Origin of the sequence: Streptomyces actinomycinicus, from assembly GCF_016741775.1 — a bacterium.
GTDB classification, from domain to species: Bacteria; Actinomycetota; Actinomycetes; order Streptomycetales; family Streptomycetaceae; genus Streptomyces; species Streptomyces actinomycinicus.
This window is the reverse complement of sequence record NZ_JAERRK010000011.1, coordinates 144,972-168,014: the sequence shown is the minus strand read 5'-3', so window position 1 is coordinate 168,014 and position 23,043 is coordinate 144,972. Positions and strand designations below refer to the sequence as shown.

Here is a 23,043-nt window from a genome sequence, read left to right as displayed (position 1 = left end):
CGCACCTGACAACAGGTTTGCGCAACTAGGACACGCAACCGCCCCATTTGCGCCGTACCGGAAGATCACCACGGCTGTTTGGCTTGTCGGTGCGCACCACCACCTCGCACACCACCGACCTTTCAGGTCACCCTTGTTGACCTCTCTGCTGGAGGGAATGTGTCCACACCGGACAGCGTCATCGGTTCCGCCGTCGACGAGCCCGAACCCGCCCCGGCCGCCGACGGGCAGCTCACCAGTCTCAGCACCCTGGCGGCACGCCAGCTCGCCACGACCACCAAGTCCGAACCGCAGATGCAGGCCATCACCTCGCGATGGCTGCTGAAGACCCTGCCGTGGGTGGACGTCAAGGGCGGCACCTACCGGGTCAACCGGCGCCTCCAGCTGCGCACCGGACGCGGCAGGGTGAGCTTCCAGCAGAACGGCGGGGACGACATCCGGGTCATCCCGCAGACCCTCACCGAACTGCCGATCCTGCGCGGCTACGACGACCTGGAGGTGCTGACCGAGATCGCCGGGCGCTTCCAGACCCGCGAGGTGCGCGCCGGGCAGGTGCTGTTCGAGGCGGGGCAGCCGGTCACCGAGGCGTACCTGGTGGTGCACGGCCGGTTCACCCGGTACGCGGCCGGCAAGTACGGCGAGGAGGAGATCGTCGGGGTCGTCACCGACGGCGACCAGATGGGCGACGAGGCGGTCGGCCAGTCCGACCCGCTGTGGCTGACCTCGGTCCGGGCGGAGACGGCGGCCGTGGTGCTGGCGCTGCCCTGGGCGGTCGTCCAGGAGTTCATGGAGCGGGCGCCGTCCCTGGACGCCCATCTGCGCGCCTATGTCGACCGCCAGAACCTGCCGATGAACCGCAAGGGCGAGGCCGAGGTCCCGGTGCAGGCCGGTCATGTCGGCGAACCGACCCTGCAAGGCGGCTTCGTGGACTACGAACTCGCGCCGCGCGAGTACGAGTTGTCGCTCACCCAGACCGTGCTGCGGGTGCACTCCAGGGTCGCCGACCTCTACAACAACCCGATGGACCAGACCCAGCAGCAGCTGCGCCTCACGGTCGAGGAGATCCGCGAGCGCCAGGAGTGGGAGCTGGTCAACAACCGCGAGTTCGGTCTGCTGCACAACATCGACTACGGGCAGCGGATCAGTTCCTTCACCGGGCCCCCGACCCCGGACGACATGGACGAGCTGCTCTCCATGCGCCGGAAGACGAAGGTGTTCCTCGCGCACCCGAAGGCCATCGCGGCGTTCTTCCGGCAGTGCAACCGGCGCGGACTGGTACCCGGCACCGCGAACGTCGACGGGCACGAGATCCCGGCCTGGCGAGGCGTCCCGATCTACCCGTGCAGCAAGATCCCGATCAGCGAGGACCACACCAGCAGCATCATCGCGCTGCGCACCGGCGAGGCCGACCAGGGGGTCATCGGTCTCTACCAGACCGGCATCCCGGAGGAGTTCCAGCCCGGCCTGAACGTCCGCTTCATGGGCGTCAACGAACAGGCCGTCATCAACTACCTGGTCACCGCCTACTACTCGCTGGCCATTCTGGTCCCCGACGCGGCGGGGATCCTGGAGAACGTCCAGCTCGGCCGCACCGCCGACTGACGGCCTGGAGCACACCCATGAGCGCAACCACCCACTCGTACGTCCTGCCCGGGCCGCCGAACATCGCGCAGAGCCTGCGTCCGGCCAGGCGCACCGGGGCGATCCCCGGACTGCACTACCGGCCGGCCGCGCCCGCCGACCCGGCGAAGGCCGCCGAACTCGACCGCCGCCTGGAGGCCTGGGCCCGGGAGCTGGACCTGTTCCCCGAGGCCTGGAAGGGGGACTTCTCGGACTTCCAGTTCGGCCGGGCCGTGGTGCTCCAGCATCCGGGCGGCCTCGACCTCGACCGGCTCACCGCCGCCGGCAAGCTGCTGCTCGCCGAGAACATCGTCGACTCCTGTTACTGCGAGGAGGACGAGGGGCGGGGCGGATCGCGGCGCGGTCTCGGCGGCCCCCTGATCATCGCCCAGTCGGCGCTCGACCCCTTCCACGGCATCCCGGAGCTGGAGGAGGAGTGGCGTGAGGGCATCCGGGCCGACGGTCCGCTGCGCTCCTACCACTTCGCCCTCGAGGACTTCGCCGGCTTCGCCACGCCCAGCCAGACCGACCGGTTCGTGCACGACATCGCCCGGCTGCACCTCGGGTACCTGGGCGAGGCGGCCTGGATGCAGACCCGGTACACGCCGCGGGTCTGGGAGTACCTGGTGATGCGGCAGTTCAACAACTTCCGGCCCTGTCTGTCGATCGTCGACGCGGTGGACGGCTACGAACTGCCCGAACCGGTCTACGCCCGTCCGGAGATCCAGCGGATCACGGCGCTGGCCTGCAACGCGACCACGATCGTCAACGACCTGTACTCCTTCACCAAGGAGCTGGCGAGCGATCCGGACCATCTCAATCTGCCCCAGGTCGTGGCGGCCAACGACCGGCGCGGGCTGAAGGCGGCCTATCTGAAGTCCGTCGACATCCACAACCGGATCATGGAGGCCTTCGAGGAGGAGTCGGCCGCCCTGTCCGCCGCCTCGCCGCTGATCGCGCGCTACGCCGAGGGCCTGGCCGCCTGGGTCTCCGGCAACCACGAGTGGCACTCGACCAACACCAGGCGTTACCACCTGCCCGACTACTGGTAACCCGCAGCTTCACCGGAACACCGTCAGAAACAGCTCGAGGAGAACCTGTTGACCACCGCCCCTGTCGCCCGGAAGACCACCTCGTCCACTCCGGTGCCGACCCAGTCCACGTACCAGAACCGCGTGGCGGAGTACTGGAACGCCGAGGAGAACCCGGTCAACCTCGAACTCGGAAAGATCGACGACCTGTACCACCACCACTACGGCATCGGGGACGCCGACTGGTCGGTGCTCGACGAGACCGATCCCGATCTGCGCACGGAGCGGATCACCGGCGAACTGCACCGCCTGGAGCACGCCCAGGCCGAAGTGCTGGCCGGTCACCTGGGCCCGCTCACACCGGCGGACCGGGTCTTCGACGCCGGCTGCGGCCGGGGCGGCGGGAGCATCGTGGCGAACCTGCGTTACGGCTGCCACGCGGACGGGGTCACCATCTCCGCCAAACAGGCCGACTTCGCCAACGAGATGGCCCGCAAGCGCGCGGTCGGCGACAAGGTGCGCTACCACCACCGGAACATGCTGGACACCGGCTTCGAGTCGGGTGCGTACGCCGCCTCGTGGAACAACGAGTCCACCATGTACGTGGAGCTGGAGCTGCTGTTCGCCGAGCACTCCAGGCTGCTGCGCCGCAGCGGACGCTATGTGACGATCACCGGCTGCTACAACGACTCCTACGGCCGGGCCTCACGCGAGGTGTCCCTGATCAACGCGCACTACATCTGCGACATCCACCCGAGGTCGGAGTACTTCCGGGCGATGGCGAACAACCGGCTGGTGCCGGTCCACGTGGAGGACCTCACCGAGGCGACGATCCCGTACTGGGAGCTTCGCAAGCAGGCCGACCATCTGGTGACGGGGATCGAGGACACGTTCCTCACCGCGTACAAGAACGGCAGCTTCCAGTATCTGCTGATCGTGGCCGACCGGATCTGAGGCGGCGAAAACCCGTCGACAGCGTGGGCGTCGAGGCGCTGGGATGAGTTCGATGAGTACCGTGAACACCCAGAGGATGCACGCGGACGAGATCGATCTCGACGCCCCCTTGGTCCAGCGCCTGGTCGCCGGCCGGTTTCCGCAGTGGGCCGCCTTGCCCGTGCGGCGGCTGACGTCGTCCGGGACCGAGAACGCCATGTTCCGGCTGGGCACCGGTCTCGTGGTCCGGCTCCCGCGGCGGCCCGGCGCCGTACCGGACCTGACACTCGAACAGCACTGGCTGCCCCGGCTCGGTCCGCTGCTGCCGGTCCCGGTGCCCGAACCGGTGGGCACCGGCGAACCGGGCGAGGGATATCCCTGGCCATGGTCCGTCCACCGCTGGCTGGAGGGCCGCAATCCGGTGGCCGGCGCCGTGGCGGAGCCGGAGCGTCTCGCCGGGGACCTCGGGGCGTTCGTGCGTGCGTTGCGCCGGATCCCGCCGCGGGACGGGCCGCCCGGCTACCGCTGCGGCCCGCTGGCCGAACGGGACGAGCCCACGCGCGCGGCCATCGCGGAGCTGGGCGGGAGGACCGACACCGGCGCCGTCACGTCCCTGTGGGAGGCGGCCCTGCGTGCCCCGGTCCACACCGGGCCGCCGGTGTGGGCCCATGGCGACCTCTCCCCCGGGAACGTGCTGGTCGACGGCGGGCGGCTGAGCGCGGTCATCGACTTCGGCTGCGCGGGGGTCGGCGACCCGGCCGTGGACCTGATCGTGGCCTGGAACCTGCTGCCCGCGAGCGCCCGGGACACCTTCCGCGCGGCGGTCGGCGCGGACGACGCGGAGTGGGCGCGCGGCCGCGGGTGGGCACTGTCGGTCTCGCTGATCCAGCTGCCGTACTACTGGGACACCAACCCGGCCCTGGCCGAGAACTCCCGGCATGTGGTGGCCGAGATCCTCGCCGAGGCCGGGCTGCGGTGACGTCGGCCCTCCGGGGCCGCGGTCATTCGCCGGCGTACGCCTTCTGAAGCTCCGCGGCGTCCAGTTTGCCCATGCCCATCATGGCCCGGGTGGCGCGCGCCGCCTTCTCCGGGTCCGGGTCGGCGACCATGTCGATCAGCGGGGCGTAGACGACCTGCCAGGAGACGCCGAACCTGTCCTTGAGCCAGCCGCAGGGGCCGCCCTCGCCCCCGTTCTCGGTGAGCTTCGTCCAGTAGTGGTCGATCTCCTGCTGGTCGGAGCAGGAGATCTGGAAGGAGATCGCCTCGTTGAACGTGAACTCGGGGCCGCCGTTGAGCGCGACGAACTTCTGGCCGTTGGCCGTGAACTCCACGGTCAGCACGGTACCGGCCGGACCGGGGCCGGCCTCGGTCCACCGGACGATCCGCCCGATGCCGGAGTCCTTGAAGACGGACACGTAGAAGTGGGCGGCCTCCTCGGCCTGGCCGTCGAACCAGAGACACGTGGTGAATCCGTCGGTGGTCATGAGCACCTCCTGGGGCGCGGGAACGCGGCGTGGAACACGGTCACCTGTATCGACCGCCGCCCGCCCCGGAACTCATCGGACACATCGCCGGTTCACCCGGTCGGCCGGTCCCGGCCGGTGTCATCACCGGCCGGCAGGGGTCAGGCGGCCAGGCACAGGCCCTGGTACGGGCGGCGGGGCGCGGTGGCAGAGCGCTGCGGTGCGGCCGTGCGCCGGGCCAGCTCGCCGTGCGCGAGCGACAGCAGGTCGCCGAGTCCCAGACCGAGGGCACGGGCCGCGGCGGCGAGGACCTCCGAGGAGGCCTCCTTGCGGCCGCGCTCGACCTCGGACAGGTACGGCAGGGAGATCCGGGCCGCGTCGGCCACGTCCTTGAGGGTGCGCTCCTGCGCCCGCCGCTCCCGGCGCAGGACCTCGCCGACCAGATCACGCCACAGGGGCTCCCCGGCCCCGGACGCAGCCTCCGGCACGTCCGGGCGGGCCGGTGCCGGGCGCAGGGGGACCGCTCGGTCGGGTGCCGGGCGCAGGGAGACCGTTCGGTCGGGGCGCGAGGGGATAACTCGTTCCGGGCGCAGGGGGATCACTCGGGCTTCGTCGCCCACCGGGTTGCTCATTCCGTCAGCCTAGGAGCGGTGCCGCAGGGGACTTAAGAGCCTGGCGTTGCGCCCTGAGGGAAATCGCCGGCCGTCTCAGGCCTGTGGGGCGGCTGTTTCCGGCCAGAGCGGCGCGCCGGGTGCATGCGAGCGGTCACCGGGGGTACCCGCCGGGTGAGCGTCCCGGCAGGTATGCATGACCCGCCGCATACCGGGTACCCGCAGGGCATGCGGCCTGTCCGGGCTCGGAACAGGAGCCGCACCGCAGACGTCGAACCGTGACTTTCGTGGGAGAGGTAATGAACACCGCCGCCGTGATCCGGTCGGAAGCAGAGGTCGAGAGGACCGCGCAGGACAGGACGGGCGAGGGGTCACTGCCTGGTATCCCGGACCCGGCGTCCGTCGCCCCCAGGGACGCACGCCAGCTGTCCCGCCAGTTCTTCCGCAGGCTCGCCGAGCTGGAGGAGGGCACGCACGAGTACCAGTACGCGCGCAACACCCTCATCGAGATGAACATGTCCCTGGTGCGGTTCGCCGCCGGCCGGTTCCGCGGCCGCGGGGACGACATGGAGGACATCGTCCAGACCGGCATGATCGGCCTGATCAAGGCCATCGACCGGTTCGAACTGTCGCGCGAGGTCGAGTTCACCTCCTTCGCGCTGCCGTACATCGTCGGCGAGATCAAGCGGTTCTTCCGTGACACGACCTGGGCGGTCCACGTGCCGCGCCGGCTCCAGGAACTGCGCGTGGAACTGGCCAAGGCGCGCGAGGAGCTGTCCAGCCGGCTGGACCGGGACCCGACGGTCGCCGAGCTGGCCACGCTGATGAACATCCCCCAGGACGAGGTGGTCGAGGCCCAGCTCGCCTCCAACGGGTACAACTCCGCCTCCCTGGATGCCGCGCTCACCGGTGACGGCCCCGAGGACGGCGAGGCCGTGCTCGCCGACTTCATCGGCGTGGAGGAGGAAGGGCTGCAGCTCGTCGAGGACTTCCACGCACTCGCCCCGCTGATGGCCGAGCTGAGCGACCGCGACCGGCAGATCATCCACATGCGGTTCGTGGAGGAGGCCACGCAGGCGGAGATCGGCGAACGGCTCGGCTGCTCCCAGATGCACGTCTCCCGCCTGATCAAGCGGATCATCACCCGGCTGCGCCAGGGCATGCTCGGCGAACTCGGCTGCGCCTGACCCTGCACGCTGAGGCGCTCGTACGCGAGCGCCTCAGCGGTTCAGTTCGAAGACCGCGCGGACGCGCTTGCCCACGGGCACGCGCTCGACGGTGACTTCCGCGGCGAGGGCGTGCACGATCTCCAGACCGTGCCGGCCGACACGTGCGGGGTCCTTCGGGTAACGACGGGGCAGGGCGCTGCTGCTGTCGTACACGGAGACCGCCACCGAGGTGTCCGTACCCTCCAGTTCCAGGATGTAGGGCCCGTTGCTGTGCTGGTCGGCGTTGGTGACCAGCTCGCTCACCATCAGCAGCAGCTCGCCGTCGGCGCGGCCGTCGGTGGGCGCGCACCACTCGGTGCGCAGCTGCTGCAGGAACTGGGCCGCGAAGGCGCGCGCCTCGGCGATGCATCCGGGTTCGCCGGTGTAGTGCGCCGCGCGCCGCAGCGGCTCCACGGGTACGTCGAAACCAGTCGGTATCACTGCCCCGCCCAGGTGCTCGATCATGCTGTTCTCTCTCGGAAGCCCGGTCCGCCCGGTCGCTGTTGCACCAGTCCTCGTACCCCGAGCCCGGCCCGGCAGTCCACCGGATCCGTTCGCCGTCCGCGCAGAGTGGTGAGGCTCACGCCTGTCGGGGGGCGGGTACGGCCGGACAGCTCAGCCGCCGTCGCCACCGCCACCTCCGCCGTCGCCACCGCCGCCGCCGTCACCGCCGCCGCCGCCGTCACCGCCGCCGTCACCCTGGTCCCCGCCGCCCTGGTCCTGCTGCTGGTCCTGCTGCTGGTCCTGCTGCTGGTTGTTGTCGGGCTGCTCGGTGCCAGGCTGCTCGGTGCCAGGCTGCTCGGTGCCGGGCTGCTCCTGCTGCGACTCCTGCTGCTGCGACTCGGTCTGCTGGCCGGAGGGCTCCTGGGAAGAGGTCTGCTCCTGGCTGGCGCTGTTCTCGGCCGGCTGGCTGGACTGCTCGGACGTACCCGCCGAGGGCTCCGAGGAGCCCGACGTCTCCGACCCCGAGGAAGGGGCCTCGGACGTCCCGGACTCGGAGGCGGAGGACTCGGAGGAAGCCGACTCCGACGACTTCTCCGGCGAATTCTCCGACGACGGTGACTCGGAGGACTGCTCCGAGGACGACTCGGACGACGACTCCGACGGCGACTCGGAGGAGGACTCCGGCTCCGACTCGGAGTTCGCCGAGGACGAGGGCTCCTCGGACGACGACCCGGAGGAAGGCGACTCGGACTTCGACTCGGACTCGGACGGGGACGAACTCGACGACGAGGACGGTTTGCCAGAACCGGACGACGGTTTGCCGGAACCGGACGACGGCTTGCCCGAGGACGGTTTGCCGGAGCCCGGCGATGACGGTTCACCGGAACCGGACCACGAGGGCGGCTTGCCCGAGCCCGACCACGACGGGCAGGGATTCGCCCCGCCGGGCGTCTCACCGGGCCCGCCCGAGCAGTGGGCCGGTGGCCTGACCGGCGGCTTCGCAGGGTGCCACGGATGCGCCGGAGGCTTGGCGTGCTGGTCGCGGCGGCTGTGGGTGTCGCCGCTGTGGCGGTTGACCCACTCCTTGCGGTGGGAGTCGTAGATCACGAAGACCTTGACGGGCTTCGGTGCGGGCGTCACGTGCACCACGGTCTCGGGGTGGTACGACTCCCAGTGGTCGCCCGTCGTCCTCGGGGTGCCGGGCTGCGGCTCGGCCTCGGTGAGCGGGTTGCCGCAGGCGCAGCGCACCCGGGGTACGCCGCGGTCGTCGACCAGCACGGCGGTGCCCGACTGGAGGACGGCCTGGTAGCTGGTGGCGGCCCCGTCGCGGTAGCCGTGGTTGGTGACCCGGGTGTCGGCGCGCAGTTGCAGCGGGGTGAGGGAGCGCAGGTAGCCGGGGACGCCGTCGGGCGTGACGCCTGCCTCGGAGGCGAACGCCCGGTTCTTCGCGGGTTCGGCCGCCAGGGCCTTGATCTGCTTCTCCACGTCGCAGCTGGAGACGTTGCGGGTGCCGCCGTACAGGCCGGGTGCGGCGCCGTCCACGCCCTGCAGAGCATTGACGCTGGGCACGGAGGAACGCTCCTCCCCCGGAGTGCCGGCCGAACCCGGTGAGGTGGTCGTCGGGCCAGGTGTCGCCGTCGCCTCCGGCGACACCGCGCTCTCCTTCGCCGTCGACGTGGTGAAGGGGTCGGGGCCGGTGCTGTTGGCGGACTGCAGGAACACCTCGCCGCCCTTGGCTGTGTTGTCGCCCCCAGGGCGCAGGAAGACCACCGCGAGGACCACGGCGGCGACCAGGGCGGTGGTGACTGCTGCGATGCGGGGCACCGACCTCCACCACGGCCCGTGCGGCCCCTCGGGCCCGGTGCCGCCGGCCGGCGGCTCCGAGGGCGGTGGCCCCGAAGGGGGCCTGGAGGAGCCGGACAGGGGGCCTGAGGGCGGCCCGGTGGGACGGCCGGAGGAGGGAGGTTGGACGCTCACGAGCCCTTCTTCCCGTCGCAATGTGCGGCTTCACAGACGACAGATCCGCTGAAACGCTCAAGAGTGCATTTGCCTGCACATTGATCCCATTGTGTGTCGATGTACCGTACAACTCGCAAGCCGACGCGGACGGCCCACCCGGCGGGCGAGGCACCCGGCCGCTGCTTAGCGTGGCAAGAGTGAGCCCTCCGACCGTCTCCGCGCGGCCCGTAGCCCGCCACGGCTGGGGACAGGCCGTGGCCGTGGTGCTGTCCGGTCTGGCCGTCATGGTGCTGGTGGCGGCGCTGGGGCTGGTGGCGGCAGGTGCCGCGCACCTGCCGGACGGCGCCTTCCCCCGGGTGGTCGCCGCGACCCTGGTCGCGGCGGTCGGCGGGAGCGTCGAAGTCTCCGGCAGCGCGGGGGTGTTCGCCGGCACACAGGGCGATCTCACCGGGCTGCCGCTGTCGGTGACGCTCGTCGGCGCACTGGTGCTCGGGACGGGCTTCCTGCGCCCGCTGCGGCACCGGGCGGTCGCCTCGGCTAGGGAACTGGCCGGCTGGGCGGCCCGGATCGTCGTGCTGTGGCTGGCGGCGCTGACCGGCCTGGCCTTCGCCGCCCGGCAGGATTTCGCGGTGGAGGTGGGCAGCGGCACCCTCAGCGAGGTGACCGGGCTGCTGGACGCGGCGCCGAGGATCGGGTTCACCGCGAACGTGCCGCTGACCGTCCTGTTCGGGCTGCTGTGGCTGGCCGGGGTGCTGCTGCTGGCGCTGCTGATGGCGCGTGGGGCGCCGCTGCCGGGGCGCCTGCTGCGTCGGCAGGAGTCGGTGCGTCCGGCGGCGCACGCGATGCTGGAGATGATCCTCGCCTACTGCGTCATCTGGCTCGTCGCCTCGCTGATCACGATCGCCGTCCGCGGGCATGCCGCCGAGATGTTCGCGCTGATCCTGCTCGGCCTGCCGAATCTGGTCTGGCTGTCCGTCACCTGCGGCCTGGGCGCGACCTGGAACGGCCGCGTGGAGGGCCCGTTCGGCCTGCCTGCGCCGCACGTCCTAAACCGGATCCTGCGCACGCCGGACGTGTCCGAGCTGAATCTGCGCTCGCTCACCGCGTACGACGGCCGGATGTGGTGGCTGGTGGTCGTGGACGCCGTGCTGCTGCTCGCCGTGGCCTTCCGGATGGCCGTCCGCTCCCCCGCCCGGATCCGGCTCCGGCAGCACGCGCTGCACCTGGCCGTCGCACTGGCGCTGACGGTGCTGATGATGTGTCTGACGGGCCGCGTCGCGGCGCGCTACGGGCTGTCCCTGCTCGGCATCAGCGACCTGGGCGGCGGCCTGTCCGGAGAGCTGTTCCTCAGTCCCCGGCTGTGGCAGGCGGTGGGTCTGGGCGCGTTGTGGGGGCTGGTGGCAGGTTTCCTGGGCGGCCTGTGCGCCCGGCCGGTGCGCCGCAGGGGACCGGTGGACGTCTCCGGTCCCGGCTAGGCCCGGAAGACCGGCTGTGCCCACGGGGGCGGCGGCAGGGCCTCGACGACTTCCGTGCGGTCGGGTACCGCGTCCGTGAGGCTGTCGGTGGATCCGGTGGTGGTGGCCGTGCGCAGGGCGGCGACGAAGGCGAGGCAGGTCTCGTAGCGGTCGTCCGGGCTCTTGGCCAGGGCCTTGGCGAAGACGCGGTCGACGGCCGGGAGCAGGCCGGGGAGGGCCTCGCTCGGCGGGGGCGGCTCGTCGTACTGGTGCGCCCACAGCAGGGCCATGTCGTCGTCACGCTGGAACGGCGGGCGGCCGGTGAGGGTCTCGTAGACGACGCAGGAGAGGCCGTAGACGTCGCAGCGGCCGTCCACCGGGCGCCCGGAGATCTGTTCCGGGGACACGTAGTCGAGGGTGCCGACGAACTGGCCGACGCTGGTGAAACCGGTCAGGGACAGCGATTTCTTGGTGAGCCCGAAGTCGGTGAGGTACACGTGCTCGGGGTGGTCGCTGTCGGTGCCCTCGGCGACCAGGATGTTGCCGGGTTTGACGTCCCGGTGGACCAGTCCGTGCTCGTGGGCGGCGTCCAGGGCGGAGGCGACCTGGGCGGCGATCCGTACCGTGTCCTGCGGCGGCAACGGGCCGCGTACGTCCAGCAGGTGGCGCAGATCGCTGCCGGAGACGTAGCGCATGGCGATGTAGAGCACGCCGTCGGTCTCGCCGGCTTCGAAGACGGGCACGATGTGCGGGTGGTCGATCGCGGCGGCCACCTGGGACTCGTGAGTGAAGCGCTTGCGGAAGGTGTCGTTGCGGGCCAGTTCAGGGGCGAGCAGTTTGAGGGCGACGGTGCGGTCCAGGCGCAGGTCCCGGGCGCGGAACACCACGGCCATGCCGCCGCGCCCCACCTCGCTCTCGATCCGGTAGCCCGCCACCTGCCGGCCGATCAGTTCCGAGGGACGTCCGGAGAACAGGCTGGTCTGGCGTGCCATCAGCCCTCGTCCTCGGGGGTGACCAGCCGGGTCGGGGCGCGCCCGGTGTCATGGGGGTCGGTGACCGCCCGGTCGGTGGCGTAGGTGGTCAGCCGGCGTCCGTCGGCGTACACCCAGCGGCCCTCCTGCGGGTCGTACAGCCACATGGACTCGCCGTCGACGACGATCCCGATCCGCAGGCCACGGGTGCGGCTCTCGAAGCCCTCGCTGTCCAGACCGCCCGCCGCGAGCGCCTCCACGGCGGCCCGGTAGTCGCCGAACGACCTCTCGGACTGCGCGAGGAGGGGGCGTGGATCGGCGGCACCGTCGGGTCCGTCGGCGGTCGGCGGGTCCTCGGGCAGGGCGATCAGGTGACGGCCGTCGATCCAGGCGCCCCAGCCGTTGTGGCAGCGGATGTATCCCCAGTCGCCGCGCCGCTCCACGAGCTGCACCGGCAGCAGCGGGTCCAGGGGTGCGGTCGGCCGGGCCGGGTCCGGAGCCTCCCATGCGGGCAAGCCGCGCGGCGGGACGACGTGCGTGGGCCGGAATCCGGGTGCGCTCATCGCATGCCTACTTCCGCATCACGGCCGGCTCGTGCCGGCGCAGCAGCCGGGCGACCGCGAGCCCGAAGAGCGCGGAGAGCACCAGCAGCATGGCCACGTCCAGCAGCCAGACGCCCGTCGTGTGCCGGAACAGGGGATCGTCGGTCGTCTCGCCAGGCACCATGCCGTCCAGCCCCACGGTGCCGGCCATGGCGGCGAACGCCCAGCGGGAGGGCACGAGCCAGGACAGCTGGGCGAGACCGGGGGTGCCGTTCACGTGGAGCAGGGCGCCGCAGAAGACGACCTGGACGATGGCGACCAGCACCAGCAGCGGCATCGTCACCTCCTCCTTGCTCACCAGCGCGGAGACCAGCAGGCCGAGCATCATCGAGCTGAAGGCCAGCAGGGCGACGGCCACCGTGATCTCGGTGAGCGGTGGCAGCAGGACGCCCCGGCCGCCGGGGGCGTTCAGGTCGATCCCGGCCAGGGCGACGAGGGTGAGGACGACGGCCTGCGCGACGGTGATCGTGCCGAGCACCACCACCTTGGACACCAGGTAGGCGGACCGGGGCAGGCCCACGGCGCGTTCGCGTTGGTAGATCACGCGTTCCTTGACCAGTTCGCGCACCGCGTTGGCGGCCCCGGTGAGCACCGCGCCGACACACAGGATGAGCAGCACGTTGATGACGTTCTCCCGGTCGAGTCCGCCGCTGCCCAGGGCTCGGGCCATGGCGCCCATGACGAAGGGGAGCACGATCATGGTGATCAGGAAGGTGCGGTCCGCGCCGAGGACGGCCGCGTAGCGGCGGACCAGGGTGCCGAGCTGCGCGCCCCGGCTGCGCGGGCGCGGTGGCGGCGCCGCGGGGAGGGGGGCCGGTTCGGGGCGGCGGGGCTGGGTGGTGGCCTCGGTGACGTAGCTGCGGTGGAACGGCGACTCGCGGTACTCCCCCGCCCAGTCCCGGTCCGGGTCGCGGTCGAAGGCCTCGAAGGCCTCGGGCCACTGGTCGAAGCCGAAGAAGGCGAGGGCGTCGTCGGGGGGGCCGTAGTAGGCGACCTTGCCGCCCGGGGCCAGCACGAGGAGCCGGTCGCAGATGGCCAGGCTGAGAACGCTGTGGGTGACCACGATGACGGTGCGGCCGTCGTCGGCGAGTCCGCGCAGCATGTGCATCACCGACCGGTCCATCCCGGGGTCCAGGCCGGAGGTCGGCTCGTCCAGGAAGAGCAGCGAGGGTTTGGTGAGCAGTTCCAGGGCCACGCTGACCCGCTTGCGCTGCCCCCCGGAGAGGCTGTGCACGGGCTGCCCGGCGCGCTGCTCCAGCCCCAGTTCCCGGATGACCTCGTCCACGCGGGCGCGCCGCTCGGAGCGGGCGGTGTCCTCGGGGAAGCGCAGTTCGGCGGCGTAGGTGAGGGCGGCGCGGACGGTGAGCTGGGGGTGCAGGATGTCGTCCTGCGGGACCAGGCCGATGCGCTGGCGCAGTTCGGCGTAGGCGCGGTACAGGTCGCGGCCGTCGTACAGGACGGTGCCGCGGTCGGCGGGCCGCTGTCCGGTCAGGGCGCGCAGCAGCGTGGACTTGCCCGAGCCGCTCGGTCCGACGACCGCGAGCAGGCACTTCTCGCCCACCGGGAAGGACACGTGGTCCAGCAGGACCTTGCGGCCGCGGTCGACGGCGACGGTGAGGTCCTGGACGTCGAGGGAGACCTCTCCGGTGTCGACGTACTCCTGGAGCTGGTCGCCGACCAGGCAGAACGCGGAGTGTCCGATGCCGATGATGTCGCCGGGGCCGACGGGGGCGCAGGTGACGGGCCGGCCGTTGAGATAGGTGCCGTTGTGACTGCCGAGGTCGGCGATCTCGTACCCGCCCTCCGTGCGGGAGCGCAGTTCGGCGTGCCGGCGGGAGACGACGAGGTCGTCCACGACGAGGTCGTTGTCGGGTGCCCGGCCGATGCGGACGGTCCGCTCGGGCAGCGGGCGGACGGTGGTGGGTGCGCGGAAGGTGCCGGTCAGCTCGGGCAGGGACACCGCGAAGGGGCGGTCCGGGGCCGGTTGCGGCGGGTCCGCGAGGACGGCTCGGGGGCCGTCGGCGGGATTGCCGAACCGGATCACGCTTCCGGGCCGCAGTCCGTACTCGCGGACCCGGTGGCCGTCGGCGTAGGTGCCGTTGGTGCTGTGCTGGTCCGCGAGGGTCCAGCGGTCCTGGTCGCAGCGCAGCACCGCGTGGTGCCACGAGACCCGGGCATCGTCGAGGACGATGTCGCTCAACGGGTCGCGTCCGACGTGGTAGTCATGGCCCGGGCTCATCACCGTGGAGCCGGAGTCGGTCTCCAGGACAAGTACGGGCGGTGTCGGCGCGCCCGGCCGGTCCGCCATGGTCAGAATTCTACCGATTCGCTCACCTGTGCGCCCCTTCGGTCCGGGCGGGACCGGGTCGTGGACACGTGTCAGGCGACGGGCAGGACGAGCGCCGGGAGGGTGCGCTGCATCCGCAGGGCGTCGACGGACTCGGCGAGCAGCTCGTACTCGGTGGTGTCGTCGCCGGTCGCGATCCGCACCAGCCGGCCCGCGGCCAGCTCCTCGGCGATCAGCTCCTGCCGGGCCGGGTCGCCGCACCAGGCCCGCAGGAGGGCCGGCACGTCGGGCACGGTGTCCGGGACCGGGACGAGGGACCCGGGCGGGAGGTGCCCGGCCTCGGGCTGCGGGTCGAGGCGGTCGGCGATCCAGGTCGCGCGGTCGCGCAGCCACCACAGGGCGAGGGCCAGGGTGGGCGCCCGGTAGGTGCCCAGGGGCACCCCGATGCGCTGTCCGTCGCAGGTGCCGTAAGCGGTGACATGGCACAGGAATTCGTCGTGCATGTGCACCTCCCCCGATGCGTCGTTCGCCTGTCGGCCGTGGCCTCGCTCCCGGTGCGCCTCATGTGCGGTGCGTGATCGGAACCTCGCGGGAAGTGAAGGCCCTCACCCGTCGAGTATGTTCACTGCTGAATCACTGTCACCATGTCTTTCCGGCCAGTCTCTTGGCATATTCGGGGCGGCCGTTGGCCGGAATCGGATGACTCTCGCCCTTACCCGAGGGGTAATCGACGGCTCCGGGCGCCGCGGGCATGGTTGTCGTACCGGGTCACCGCAACCGGGACCCGGGTCCTGACCAGTGATGACACCTCGATGGAGGCTGATCGCCCATGTCCGCGAACACCGACCGTTACGAGACCGCCGTCGCCCGTTACTTCGACGCCTGGAACGCGGGCGGACCGGAGGAGCTGGCCAAGGCCGTGGCCGCCGCCTGGTCCGAGGACGGCGGTTACACCGACCCGCTCGTCGACGTCAGCGGGCACGAGGGGATCGCGGCCGTGATAGCGGCTGCGCACGAGCAGTTCCCCGGCTTCGTCTTCCGGCCCGGCGGTTCCGTCGACGGCCACCATGACACGGCCCGCTTCTCCTGGGAGCTGGTGAGTGAGGCCGACGGCTCCGCCCCGGTCGCCGGCTTCGACGTGATCACGCTGGATGAGGACGGCCGCATCCGCTCGGTGCTCGGCTTCCTCGACCGGGTGCCCGCCGGAGCCTGAGCGCCGGCGTCCGAGATGGGTTCCTCCGCTCCCGGCGGTCCTCCCCGCCGACGACCACCGCGAGCGGAGGAGACACCGCTCAGCCCTTCACGATCGCGTCGATCCGGGCCAGTTCCCCGTCCTCGAAGTCGAGGTTGCGGGTGGCCGCGACGCTGTCCTCGATCTGGCGTGCGCTGCTCGCCCCGACCAGGGCGGAGGTGACCCTGCCGCCGCGCAGCACCCAGGCCAGGGCGAGCTGGGCCAGGGTCTGGCCGCGGGACGCGGCGATCTCGTCCAGGGCACGCAGCCTGCCCACCAGTTCCCCGGTGACCGCGTCCGAGTCGAGGAACGGGCTGTCGCTCGCGGCCCGTGAGTCCTCGGGGATGCCGTCGAGGTAGCGGCCGGTGAGCAGGCCCTGCTCCAGCGGGGAGTACACGACGGAGCCGGTCCGGAGTTCGTCCAGGGCGTCCAGCAGGCCTTCCTCCTCCGGGCGCCGGTCGAGCATCGAGTAGCGCGGCTGGTGGACGAGGAGCGGGGTGCCGAGGCCGGCGAGGATGCGGGCGGCCTCGCGGGTCTGTTCGGCGGAGTAGTTGGAGACGCCGACGTAGAGGGCCTTGCCCTGCTGGACCGCCGAGTGCAGCGCGCCCATCGTCTCCTCCAGCGGAGTGTCCGGGTCGAAGCGGTGCGAGTAGAAGACGTCGACGTGGTCCAGGCCCATCCGCTGCAGGCTCTGGTCGAGCGAGGACAGCAGGTACTTGCGCGAGCCCCACTCGCCGTACGGGCCGGGCCACATCAGATAGCCGGCCTTGGTGGAGATCACCAGCTCGTCCCGGTACCGGGCGAAGTCCGCCTTCAGCGCCTCGCCGAGGGCGGACTCGGCGGCACCGGGCGGCGGGCCGTAGTTGTTCGCGAGGTCGAAGTGGGTCACTCCGAGGTCGAAGGCCCGGCGCAGGATGGCACGCTGGGTCCCGGCCGGCCGGCCGGGACCGAAGTTGTGCCACAGGCCGAGCGAGATCGCGGGCAGCATCAGGCCGCTGCGGCCCGCGCGCCGGTAGGGCATCTCCGCGTATCGGTCGGGGTGTGCGGTGTACAACGCGACTCCAGAGGGGTTGGCACACGATCTTCCGCGCCCACTCTTCCCCGGCCGGAGTGCAGCGGTCCAACAGGAGAATCCGATGGGATTCAGCGGTTAGGCTGCTCAATCATGGAACTGCGCCATCTCCAGCACTTCGTCGCCGTCGCCGAGGACCAGCACTTCACCCGGGCCGCCGAACGCCTGATGGTCTCCCAGTCCGGTCTGTCGGCGTCCATCAGGGCGCTGGAACGGGAGCTGCGGGCGCCCCTGTTCGTGCGCACCACCCGGCGGGTGACGCTGACGGAGGCGGGGCGCGCGCTGCTGGTGGAGGCCGAACGGATCCTGGCGCAGGTGCGTACGGCGCACGAGGCCGTGGCGGCGGTGCAGGGTGTGCTGCGCGGCACGCTGGCGCTCGGCACGGAGCAGTGCATCGCCGGGGTGCACGTGGCCCCGCTGCTGGCGGCCTTCCGGGGACGGCACCCGGACGTGGAGATCCGGCTGCGGCAGGCCGGCTCGGGTGCGCTGGCCGAGGAGGTCGCGGCCGGGCGGCTCGACCTGGCCTTCGCCTACCGCACCCAGGCCGACACCGACCAGCTGCGCTCGGTGGCACTGACCAGCGAGCCGATGACGGTGCTGTGCCACCCCGGCCACCGCCTCGCCGCGGCCGGGTCCGTGCTCGGCCCGGACGACCTCGCGGGCGAGGTCTTCGTCGACTTCCACCCCGACTGGGGCCCGCGGCGCACCACGGACGCCGCGTTCGCCGCGGCCGGGGTCCGGCGCACGGTCGCGCTGGAGGTCAACGACGTGCACAGCCTGCTGGACCTGGTGGACGAGAACCTCGGAGTCGCCGTCGTGCCCCGGCACTTCCGGCACAAGCGGCCCTCGCTCACCGCGCTCCCGCTGAAGGGCACGGTCGAGGCCGCGTACGAGACCGTCGCCCTGCTGCCGCCGGAGCGGGCCACGAGTCCCGCCGCCCGCGCGCTGGTCACCCTCCTCGAGACGGAGGGTCTGGCACCACCCCGGGACGGGGCCGGGCCCGCCTGATTCCCGTCGGCCGGGCCGCCTGCGCGGAGGCCGGATTCCGGGCGCGTGAGCGGCGGTGATTTGCGATGGTGGACGGTATGCATGCCAAGGACGTCCTCATCGACGGCTACGGCCGTATCCAGGAAGAAGTCCATGCCGCCCTCGACGGCCTCGGCCCGGAGGAGCTGCACCACCGGCCCGCCCCGGGCGCCAACTCCATCGCCTGGCTGGTCTGGCACCTGACCCGGGTGCAGGACGACCACCTCGCCGATGCCTTCGACCTCGACCAGGTGTGGCTCTCGCAGGGCTGGGAGAAGCGTTTCGGCCTCGATCTGCCCCGGCACGACACCGGCTACGGGCACAGCCCCGCCAAGGTCGCGAAGGTGCGGGTCGAGTCGGCCGGCATGCTGGCCGGCTACTACGACGCCGTCCACGAACAGACCCTCGGCGCGCTGCGCTCGCTGGCCGCCAAGGATCTCGAACGCGTCGTGGACGAACGCTGGGACCCCGCGGTCACCCTCGGGGTGCGCCTGGTGAGCGTCCTGTCCGACGACCTTCAGCACGTCGGACAGGCCGCCTACCTGAGGGGGCTGGTTCAGAGCGCGGCGGCGTAACGCGGCAGGACCACGTCCTCGATGAGGGCGTTGCGCTCGTCGAACGGGATGAACGCGCTCTTGAGGGCGTTCACCGTGACGGTGCGCAGGTCCTCGACCGTCCAGCCCGCCTCCTCGACCAGCAGGGACATCTCGCGGGTCATCGTGGTGCCCGACACCAGACGGTTGTCGGTGTTCAGGGTGACCCGGAAGCCCAGGTCCTTCAGCGCGGTGATCGGGTGCTCGGCGATCGAGGTGGCGCAGCCGGTCTGGAGGTTGGAGGTGGGGCACATCTCCAGCGCGATACGGCGGTCGCGCACCCAGGAGGCGAGGCGGCCGAGCTTGCCGTCCACGATGTCCTCGGTCAGGCGCACGCCGTGGCCGATGCGCTGGGCGCCGCACACCTGGAGGGCCTGGTGGATGCTGGGCAGGCCGTGGGCCTCGCCGGCGTGGATGGTGAACGGCACGCTCTCGCGGCGCAGGTGCTCGAAGGCCTCGAGGTGGTCGGCGGGCGGGAAGCCGTCCTCGGCACCGGCGATGTCGAAGCCGACGACGCCGGCGTCCCGGTAGGTGACGGCCAGCTCGGCGGCCTCGCGGACCCGGTCGAACATCCGCATCCCGCACAGCAGGGTGCCGACGCGGACCGGGGTGCCGGCCGCCGCGGCCTTGGCCATGCCGACGGCCAGGCCCTCCTGCACGGTCTCCACGACCTCGCTGAGCGTCAGCCCGCCCTGCGTGTTCAGCTCGGGGGCGTAGCGCACCTCGGCGTAGACGACACCGTCGGCGGCGAGGTCCAGGACGTACTCCTCGGCGACGCGCAGCAGGCCCTCCCGGTTCTGCATGACGGCGAGGGTGTGCTCGAAGGTGGCGATGTAGCGGACCAGGTCGCCGGAGTTGGCGGCCTCGTAGTACCAGGCGGCCAGCTCGTCGGGGTCGGTGGTGGGCAGGGTGTGGCCGACCGTGGCGGCGAGTTCGACCACGGTGGCGGGGCGCAGGCCGCCGTCGAGGTGGTCGTGCAGGACGGCCTTGGGGAGGCGGCGGATCACATCGGCGTCTACGCGCGTAGCAGTCATGGCGGGGGTTTCCTCGGCAGGTGGTTCTGGGTGATCAGGCGGCGGGCTGGAGCAGGTCCCAGCGGTTGCCGTAGAGGTCCTGGAAGACGGCGACCGTGCCGTACGGCTCGTGGCGCGGCTCTTCCAGGAAGGTCACGCCGGCCGCCGTCATCCGGGCGTGGTCGCGGGCGAAGTCGTCGGTGTGCAGGAAGAAGCCGACGCGGCCTCCGGTCTGGTCGCCGACCCGGGCGCGCTGACCCTCGCCCTTGGCGCGGGCCAGGAGCAGGCCGGTGCCGGGGCCGTCGCCGCCGGGCTCCACGACAACCCAGCGCGAGCCGTCGGGCCGGTGGGCGTCCTCGGCGAGACGGAACCCGAGGGCCTCGGTGTAGAAGCGGACGGCCTCGTCGTAGTCGTCGACGACGAGGGTGACCAGGGCCAGGCGGCGCATCGTGACCTTCCGGTGGGAGTGGTTAGCCGGTGAGGTTATACGTAAAACCCGGTGCGCGCCAGTCCTTGGCCCCCGCGGATCTACGCGCGTCATAAAGCGGCCGGTGCGGGGAATCCTGCAGCCTCTTCAACCGCCTCCGGGACGGGAGGGCGGAGGGCCGAGGACGGCGGGCGGAGAGCGGGAGAAGGGGGGCGGAGAACGGGGGCGGCGGGCGGCACGGGCGGCGCGCGGCGGGCGCAGGCGGCGGCGGACGTAGGCAGGGGACGGAGGCGGCGGACGAACACGGGCGGCAAACGGCACGGGCAGCGGACGCAGGCGGCGGGCGGCAAACGGCACGGGCGGCAGACGGCGGGCGGCACGGGTGGCGGGCGACACGGCCGGCGGGCGGCACGGGCGGCGGGCGGCAGGGGCGGTGACGGGAAGCCGTCTCCCCGTCTCGGGGAATCACGGCGCGGCCGGCGGCGCCGGGGCCGGGGTCAGGGATTCTCGTCGCCCTGTGCGACCTCCACTCGGTGGTGGACGTCGGCCGCGGCAGTGGCCGAGGCGATGCAGGACAGGGCGGTGCAGGCGACGAGGAGCGTGGCGATCGCGCGGCCGGCGCGGGGGGCGCGCGGAGCGGCCAGCAGGGCCTGGACCCGCTGCGGGACGGGTCCGCCTGCCGCGCCGGGGGCGACGCCCGGGCGTGCGGAACGGGCGGCCTGGGCAGCGAGGGCCGCGCGGGCGACGGCCCGGGCGGTCGTGCGCCGGTCCCCGACCGAGGCGGCGGCGGCCTCGTCGGCGGCACGCTCGGCGGCGAGCCGGATCGTGCCCCGGACCGCACGCAGCGCGGGGTGGCAGTGCGCGGCGAGTTCCGCGGCGGCGAGGAAGTAGTGGTGGCCGCCCTGGAGGTGTGCCCGCTCGTGGGCGAACAGGGCCTCCCGCTCGGGGCCGTCCAGGGTGCGGAGCATCGCCGTGGTGACGACGACGCGGTGCGGACGGCCGGGCAGGGCGTAGGCGTCGGCGCGGGGCGAGTCCACCACGCACACGTCTCCGGCGGCGGTCGCGCCCCGGGCTTCCGCGCGGGCCGCACGGAAGGCGCGGGTCTGGTGCCGGGCCGAGCGGACGAGGGCCCAGCCGCACACGGCGAGTGCGCCGGCCGAGGCCGCGGCGGCCGGGACGACGAAGACGGCCGAGGCGGTCCGCAGCGGAAGGACCAGTTCACCGAGCGCGGCGAAGAGCGGCAGCTTCAACAGCCCGGTCAGGACGGACACCCCGAGTGCCAGCACCGAGCAGCCGGCGAGGAGCACCGCGCAGCCGGCGACGGCCCACAGCGCCACGGCCGGGGTCAGCCGGTCCAGGGCACGGCGGGCGAGGGCCGGGAGCGCGCAGGGCAGCAGCAGGGGCAGCAGGAGCAGGACCGTCATCGATCGCCCGGTTCCAGCAGGCCCCGCAGGATTCGTTCGTCGTCGGGGCTGAGCTGGGCGACGAAGCGGGCGAGCACGGTCTCCCGGTCGCTGTCCCGGTCCAGTTCGCTGTGCATCCGGCGCGCGGTGAGGCCGTGGGTGTCCGGCACGTCCCGGACGGGGAAGTAGGCGTAGCCGCGGCCCTCGCGCCGGCGGTCGACCACGCCCTTGTCGTGCAGCCGGCTGAGGATCGTCGTCACCGTGGTGCGGGCGAGGTGCCGGCCGAGGCTCAGCTGCACCTGGCCAGGCGTCTGGGAGGTGCCGGCGGCCCAGAGCGCGGCGAGGACGCTCGCCTCGAGTTCACCGGCGGGCCGGCGCTCGTCCTTGGCGTCGGTCATGGGGCGTTCCTCACCCGTCTTCCTGCACGGTCCGGAAGGTCGTCTACACCATCGTAGTCAGCCGGGTACCGGCCACGGCCGCGCACCCGGCCGACCCCGCAACAGGGTTACCGGGCACCGCCACGGCCGCGCACCCGGCCGACCCCGCAACAGGGTTACCGGGTACCGCCACGGCCGCGCACCCGGCCGACCTCGCCACAGGGTTGCCGGGCACCGCCACGGCCGCGCTCCCGCGGGCCTCGCCTCGGGGTGACGGCCGGTGACGCGCGGGAACCGCCGTGTCTCCTGCCGTTGCGGACGGTGTGCGGATCGTCCGGCGGTCAGCGTGCCGGGCCGCGGCCCGCACCGAGCAGCGCCAGCTCCGCGTCGGTGAGCCGCAGCGCGCCGGCGGCGACGTTCTCGGCCAGGTGGCCGGGGTTGCCGGTGCCGGGGATGGCGAGGACGTGCGGGCCCTGGTGCAGCGTCCAGGCGATGCGGACCTGCGCGGGGCTCACGCCGTGGGCCCGGGCGACGGAGAGCACCGCGTCGTCGTGAGCGGTCGTGGCACCCTGCTCGCCGGCGGCGCCGGCCACGGCGTAGAAGGGGACGAAGGCGATTCCGTGTACGCCGCACAGCCGCAGCATCTCGTCATCGACGGGATCGATGCGGTCCACCGCGTACCGGTTCTGCACGGACACCACCGGTGCGATGTCCAGCGCCTCGGCGAGGTGCCTGGGCTGGACGGCGGAGATGCCGAGGTGCCGGATGAGCCCCGCCTCGCGCAACTCGGCGAGCGCGCCGAAGTGTTCGGCGATCGAGTCCTGGCTCATGCGGCGGAGATAGACGACGTCGAGATGGTCCCGCCCGAGCTGGCGCAGGTTCTCCTCGACGTGTCCGCGCAGCTGGTCGGGCCGGGCGGCGGTGCCCCACTCGCCGTGGTAGTCGCGGAAGGGGCCCACTTTGGTGGCGATGACCAGGTCGTCGGGGTACGGGGACAGCGCGGTGTTGATGAGTTCGTTGGCGGAACGCAGCGACGAGAAGTAGAAGGCCGCCGTGTCGATGTGGTTCACACCCAGCTCCACGGCCCTGCGCAGGACGGCGAGCGACCGTTCCCGCTCGCTCGGTGTGCCGTGGTGGAAGGCGGCGCTGCCCGTCAGCCGCATCGCGCCGAAGCCGATGCGGTGGACGGGCAGGTCCCCGAGTTTCCAGGTGCCGGAGGCGTCGGCGGTGATCAGCTGTTCTACGGTCATCGGCGGAGTCTCGCACACCGGACGCGCCTGTACCGGCCGTACGGGCCCGCGCCAGCCGAGACCCCGGC

22 protein-coding genes and 1 pseudogene are annotated in these 23,043 nt (G+C 72.2%); 9 read left to right on the top strand and 14 right to left on the bottom strand.

Going from position 1 to position 23,043, the window contains the following annotated elements; translation table 11 throughout:
- The first annotated feature begins 159 nt into the window (after positions 1–159).
- The 4 genes from JK359_RS22210 to JK359_RS22195 are packed head-to-tail and all read left to right on the top strand — an operon-like array spanning position 160 to position 4,563.
- The gene (locus JK359_RS22210; protein WP_201838298.1) at positions 160–1,602 is read left to right on the top strand and encodes a family 2B encapsulin nanocompartment shell protein; all 1,443 of its coding nucleotides are present in this window, start codon (positions 160–162) and stop codon (positions 1,600–1,602) included.
- 17 nt (positions 1,603–1,619) lie between these two features.
- Positions 1,620–2,672: a family 2 encapsulin nanocompartment cargo protein terpene cyclase gene (locus JK359_RS22205; protein ID WP_201838296.1), complete on the top strand. Its 1,053-nt coding sequence runs from the start codon at positions 1,620–1,622 to the stop codon at positions 2,670–2,672.
- Between the two features lie 48 nt (positions 2,673–2,720).
- Complete coding sequence (locus tag JK359_RS22200) at positions 2,721–3,605, top strand: geranyl diphosphate 2-C-methyltransferase (RefSeq protein WP_201838294.1); 885 nt, start codon at positions 2,721–2,723, stop codon at positions 3,603–3,605.
- Positions 3,606–3,657: 52 nt separating this feature from the next.
- Positions 3,658–4,563, top strand: coding sequence for an aminoglycoside phosphotransferase family protein (locus JK359_RS22195; protein ID WP_236678238.1), 906 nt, complete (start codon positions 3,658–3,660; stop codon positions 4,561–4,563).
- A 22-nt stretch (positions 4,564–4,585) separates the two neighbouring features.
- Here the strand turns inward: JK359_RS22195 and JK359_RS22190 are convergent, their stop codons facing one another.
- Together JK359_RS22190 and JK359_RS22185 are read right to left on the bottom strand one after the other, a co-directional pair.
- Positions 4,586–5,068, bottom strand: a complete 483-nt coding sequence (locus JK359_RS22190; protein ID WP_201838292.1) for a VOC family protein — start codon at positions 5,066–5,068, stop codon at positions 4,586–4,588.
- 140 nt (positions 5,069–5,208) lie between these two features.
- Complete coding sequence (locus JK359_RS22185; RefSeq protein ID WP_201838290.1) at positions 5,209–5,679, bottom strand: helix-turn-helix domain-containing protein; 471 nt, start codon at positions 5,677–5,679, stop codon at positions 5,209–5,211.
- Between the two features lie 278 nt (positions 5,680–5,957).
- On the opposite strand from JK359_RS22185, the gene JK359_RS22180 reads away from it, so the two are divergent.
- Positions 5,958–6,845, top strand: a complete 888-nt coding sequence (locus JK359_RS22180) for an RNA polymerase sigma factor SigF (protein ID WP_201838466.1) — start codon at positions 5,958–5,960, stop codon at positions 6,843–6,845.
- Between the two features lie 33 nt (positions 6,846–6,878).
- Here the strand turns inward: JK359_RS22180 and JK359_RS22175 are convergent, their stop codons facing one another.
- Complete coding sequence (locus tag JK359_RS22175) at positions 6,879–7,331, bottom strand: ATP-binding protein (protein WP_201838288.1); 453 nt, start codon at positions 7,329–7,331, stop codon at positions 6,879–6,881.
- 726 nt (positions 7,332–8,057) lie between these two features.
- Positions 8,058–9,287: pseudogene (locus tag JK359_RS22170) on the bottom strand (DUF6777 domain-containing protein); the annotation flags it as partial.
- A 179-nt stretch (positions 9,288–9,466) separates the two neighbouring features.
- Between JK359_RS22170 and JK359_RS22165 the strand changes: the two are divergent.
- Positions 9,467–10,744, top strand: a complete 1,278-nt coding sequence (locus JK359_RS22165) for a streptophobe family protein (RefSeq protein ID WP_201838286.1) — start codon at positions 9,467–9,469, stop codon at positions 10,742–10,744.
- On the opposite strand, the gene JK359_RS22160 is transcribed toward JK359_RS22165, so the two are convergent.
- The 4 genes from JK359_RS22160 to JK359_RS22145 form a co-directional block, all read right to left on the bottom strand.
- Positions 10,741–11,715, bottom strand: a complete 975-nt coding sequence (locus tag JK359_RS22160) for a serine/threonine-protein kinase (RefSeq protein WP_201838284.1) — start codon at positions 11,713–11,715, stop codon at positions 10,741–10,743. The two genes, JK359_RS22165 and JK359_RS22160, sit on opposite strands and share 4 nt — an antisense overlap.
- The gene (locus JK359_RS22155) at positions 11,715–12,257 is read right to left on the bottom strand and encodes a hypothetical protein (protein ID WP_201838282.1); all 543 of its coding nucleotides are present in this window, start codon (positions 12,255–12,257) and stop codon (positions 11,715–11,717) included. The genes JK359_RS22160 and JK359_RS22155 overlap by 1 nt, the downstream gene beginning before the upstream one ends.
- Positions 12,258–12,264: 7 nt before the next feature.
- The gene (locus JK359_RS22150; protein WP_201838280.1) at positions 12,265–14,604 is read right to left on the bottom strand and encodes an ABC transporter ATP-binding protein/permease; all 2,340 of its coding nucleotides are present in this window, start codon (positions 14,602–14,604) and stop codon (positions 12,265–12,267) included.
- 71 nt (positions 14,605–14,675) lie between these two features.
- Positions 14,676–15,086 carry a hypothetical protein gene (locus tag JK359_RS22145; RefSeq protein WP_201838274.1) on the bottom strand — a complete coding sequence of 137 codons (411 nt, stop codon included), beginning with the start codon at positions 15,084–15,086 and terminating at the stop codon, positions 14,676–14,678.
- A gap of 326 nt (positions 15,087–15,412) precedes the next feature.
- Between JK359_RS22145 and JK359_RS22140 the strand changes: the two genes are divergently transcribed.
- Entirely contained in the window at positions 15,413–15,796 is a 384-nt protein-coding gene (locus JK359_RS22140) for a nuclear transport factor 2 family protein (protein ID WP_201838272.1), read from the top strand.
- Between the two features lie 79 nt (positions 15,797–15,875).
- Here the strand turns inward: JK359_RS22140 and JK359_RS22135 are convergent, their stop codons facing one another.
- Entirely contained in the window at positions 15,876–16,868 is a 993-nt protein-coding gene (locus JK359_RS22135; protein ID WP_201838270.1) for an aldo/keto reductase, read from the bottom strand.
- A 111-nt stretch (positions 16,869–16,979) separates the two neighbouring features.
- Here JK359_RS22135 and JK359_RS22130 point away from each other — a divergent pair, with 111 nt between their 5' ends.
- Together JK359_RS22130 and JK359_RS22125 are read left to right on the top strand one after the other, a co-directional pair.
- Entirely contained in the window at positions 16,980–17,894 is a 915-nt protein-coding gene (locus JK359_RS22130) for a LysR family transcriptional regulator (RefSeq protein ID WP_201838261.1), read from the top strand.
- Between the two features lie 77 nt (positions 17,895–17,971).
- Positions 17,972–18,487: a mycothiol transferase gene (locus tag JK359_RS22125; RefSeq protein WP_201838259.1), complete on the top strand. Its 516-nt coding sequence runs from the start codon at positions 17,972–17,974 to the stop codon at positions 18,485–18,487.
- Here the strand turns inward: JK359_RS22125 and JK359_RS22120 are convergent.
- The 5 genes from JK359_RS22120 to JK359_RS22100 all read right to left on the bottom strand — a co-directional run bounded on the left by JK359_RS22120 (position 18,469) and on the right by JK359_RS22100 (position 22,975).
- The gene (locus tag JK359_RS22120) at positions 18,469–19,539 is read right to left on the bottom strand and encodes an adenosine deaminase (protein WP_201838257.1); all 1,071 of its coding nucleotides are present in this window, start codon (positions 19,537–19,539) and stop codon (positions 18,469–18,471) included. The two genes, JK359_RS22125 and JK359_RS22120, sit on opposite strands and share 19 nt — an antisense overlap.
- Before the next feature lie 34 nt (positions 19,540–19,573).
- Positions 19,574–19,966 carry a VOC family protein gene (locus JK359_RS22115; protein WP_201838255.1) on the bottom strand — a complete coding sequence of 131 codons (393 nt, stop codon included), beginning with the start codon at positions 19,964–19,966 and terminating at the stop codon, positions 19,574–19,576.
- A 476-nt stretch (positions 19,967–20,442) separates the two neighbouring features.
- Positions 20,443–21,369, bottom strand: a complete 927-nt coding sequence (locus JK359_RS22110; protein ID WP_201838253.1) for a M48 family metalloprotease — start codon at positions 21,367–21,369, stop codon at positions 20,443–20,445.
- A complete protein-coding gene (locus tag JK359_RS22105) occupies positions 21,366–21,746 on the bottom strand; it encodes a BlaI/MecI/CopY family transcriptional regulator (RefSeq protein ID WP_201838245.1) in 381 nt (126 codons plus the stop codon). Before JK359_RS22105 ends, JK359_RS22110 begins: the two co-directional genes overlap by 4 nt.
- A gap of 320 nt (positions 21,747–22,066) precedes the next feature.
- Positions 22,067–22,975: an aldo/keto reductase gene (locus JK359_RS22100; protein ID WP_201838243.1), complete on the bottom strand. Its 909-nt coding sequence runs from the start codon at positions 22,973–22,975 to the stop codon at positions 22,067–22,069.
- Between the last annotated feature and the right edge of the window lie 68 nt (positions 22,976–23,043).

Bases quoted from the DNA above. Each gene is read 5' to 3' on its own strand.
- JK359_RS22160 (WP_201838284.1), bottom strand. From the start codon at position 11,715: ATGGCACGCCAGACCAGCCTGTTCTCCGGACGTCCCTCGGAACTGATC.
- JK359_RS22185 (WP_201838290.1), bottom strand. From the start codon at position 5,679: ATGAGCAACCCGGTGGGCGACGAAGCCCGAGTGATCCCCCTGCGCCCG.
- JK359_RS22190 (WP_201838292.1), bottom strand. From the start codon at position 5,068: ATGACCACCGACGGATTCACCACGTGTCTCTGGTTCGACGGCCAGGCC.
- JK359_RS22175 (WP_201838288.1), bottom strand. From the start codon at position 7,331: ATGATCGAGCACCTGGGCGGGGCAGTGATACCGACTGGTTTCGACGTA.
- JK359_RS22130 (WP_201838261.1), top strand. From the start codon at position 16,980: ATGGAACTGCGCCATCTCCAGCACTTCGTCGCCGTCGCCGAGGACCAG.
- JK359_RS22120 (WP_201838257.1), bottom strand. From the start codon at position 19,539: ATGACTGCTACGCGCGTAGACGCCGATGTGATCCGCCGCCTCCCCAAG.
- JK359_RS22140 (WP_201838272.1), top strand. From the start codon at position 15,413: ATGTCCGCGAACACCGACCGTTACGAGACCGCCGTCGCCCGTTACTTC.
- JK359_RS22145 (WP_201838274.1), bottom strand. From the start codon at position 15,086: ATGCACGACGAATTCCTGTGCCATGTCACCGCTTACGGCACCTGCGAC.
- JK359_RS22105 (WP_201838245.1), bottom strand. From the start codon at position 21,746: ATGACCGACGCCAAGGACGAGCGCCGGCCCGCCGGTGAACTCGAGGCG.
- JK359_RS22115 (WP_201838255.1), bottom strand. From the start codon at position 19,966: ATGCGCCGCCTGGCCCTGGTCACCCTCGTCGTCGACGACTACGACGAG.
- JK359_RS22100 (WP_201838243.1), bottom strand. From the start codon at position 22,975: ATGACCGTAGAACAGCTGATCACCGCCGACGCCTCCGGCACCTGGAAA.
- JK359_RS22180 (WP_201838466.1), top strand. From the start codon at position 5,958: ATGAACACCGCCGCCGTGATCCGGTCGGAAGCAGAGGTCGAGAGGACC.
- JK359_RS22205 (WP_201838296.1), top strand. From the start codon at position 1,620: ATGAGCGCAACCACCCACTCGTACGTCCTGCCCGGGCCGCCGAACATC.
- JK359_RS22150 (WP_201838280.1), bottom strand. From the start codon at position 14,604: ATGGCGGACCGGCCGGGCGCGCCGACACCGCCCGTACTTGTCCTGGAG.
- JK359_RS22125 (WP_201838259.1), top strand. From the start codon at position 17,972: ATGCATGCCAAGGACGTCCTCATCGACGGCTACGGCCGTATCCAGGAA.
- JK359_RS22195 (WP_236678238.1), top strand. From the start codon at position 3,658: ATGAGTACCGTGAACACCCAGAGGATGCACGCGGACGAGATCGATCTC.
- JK359_RS22110 (WP_201838253.1), bottom strand. From the start codon at position 21,369: ATGACGGTCCTGCTCCTGCTGCCCCTGCTGCTGCCCTGCGCGCTCCCG.
- JK359_RS22155 (WP_201838282.1), bottom strand. From the start codon at position 12,257: ATGAGCGCACCCGGATTCCGGCCCACGCACGTCGTCCCGCCGCGCGGC.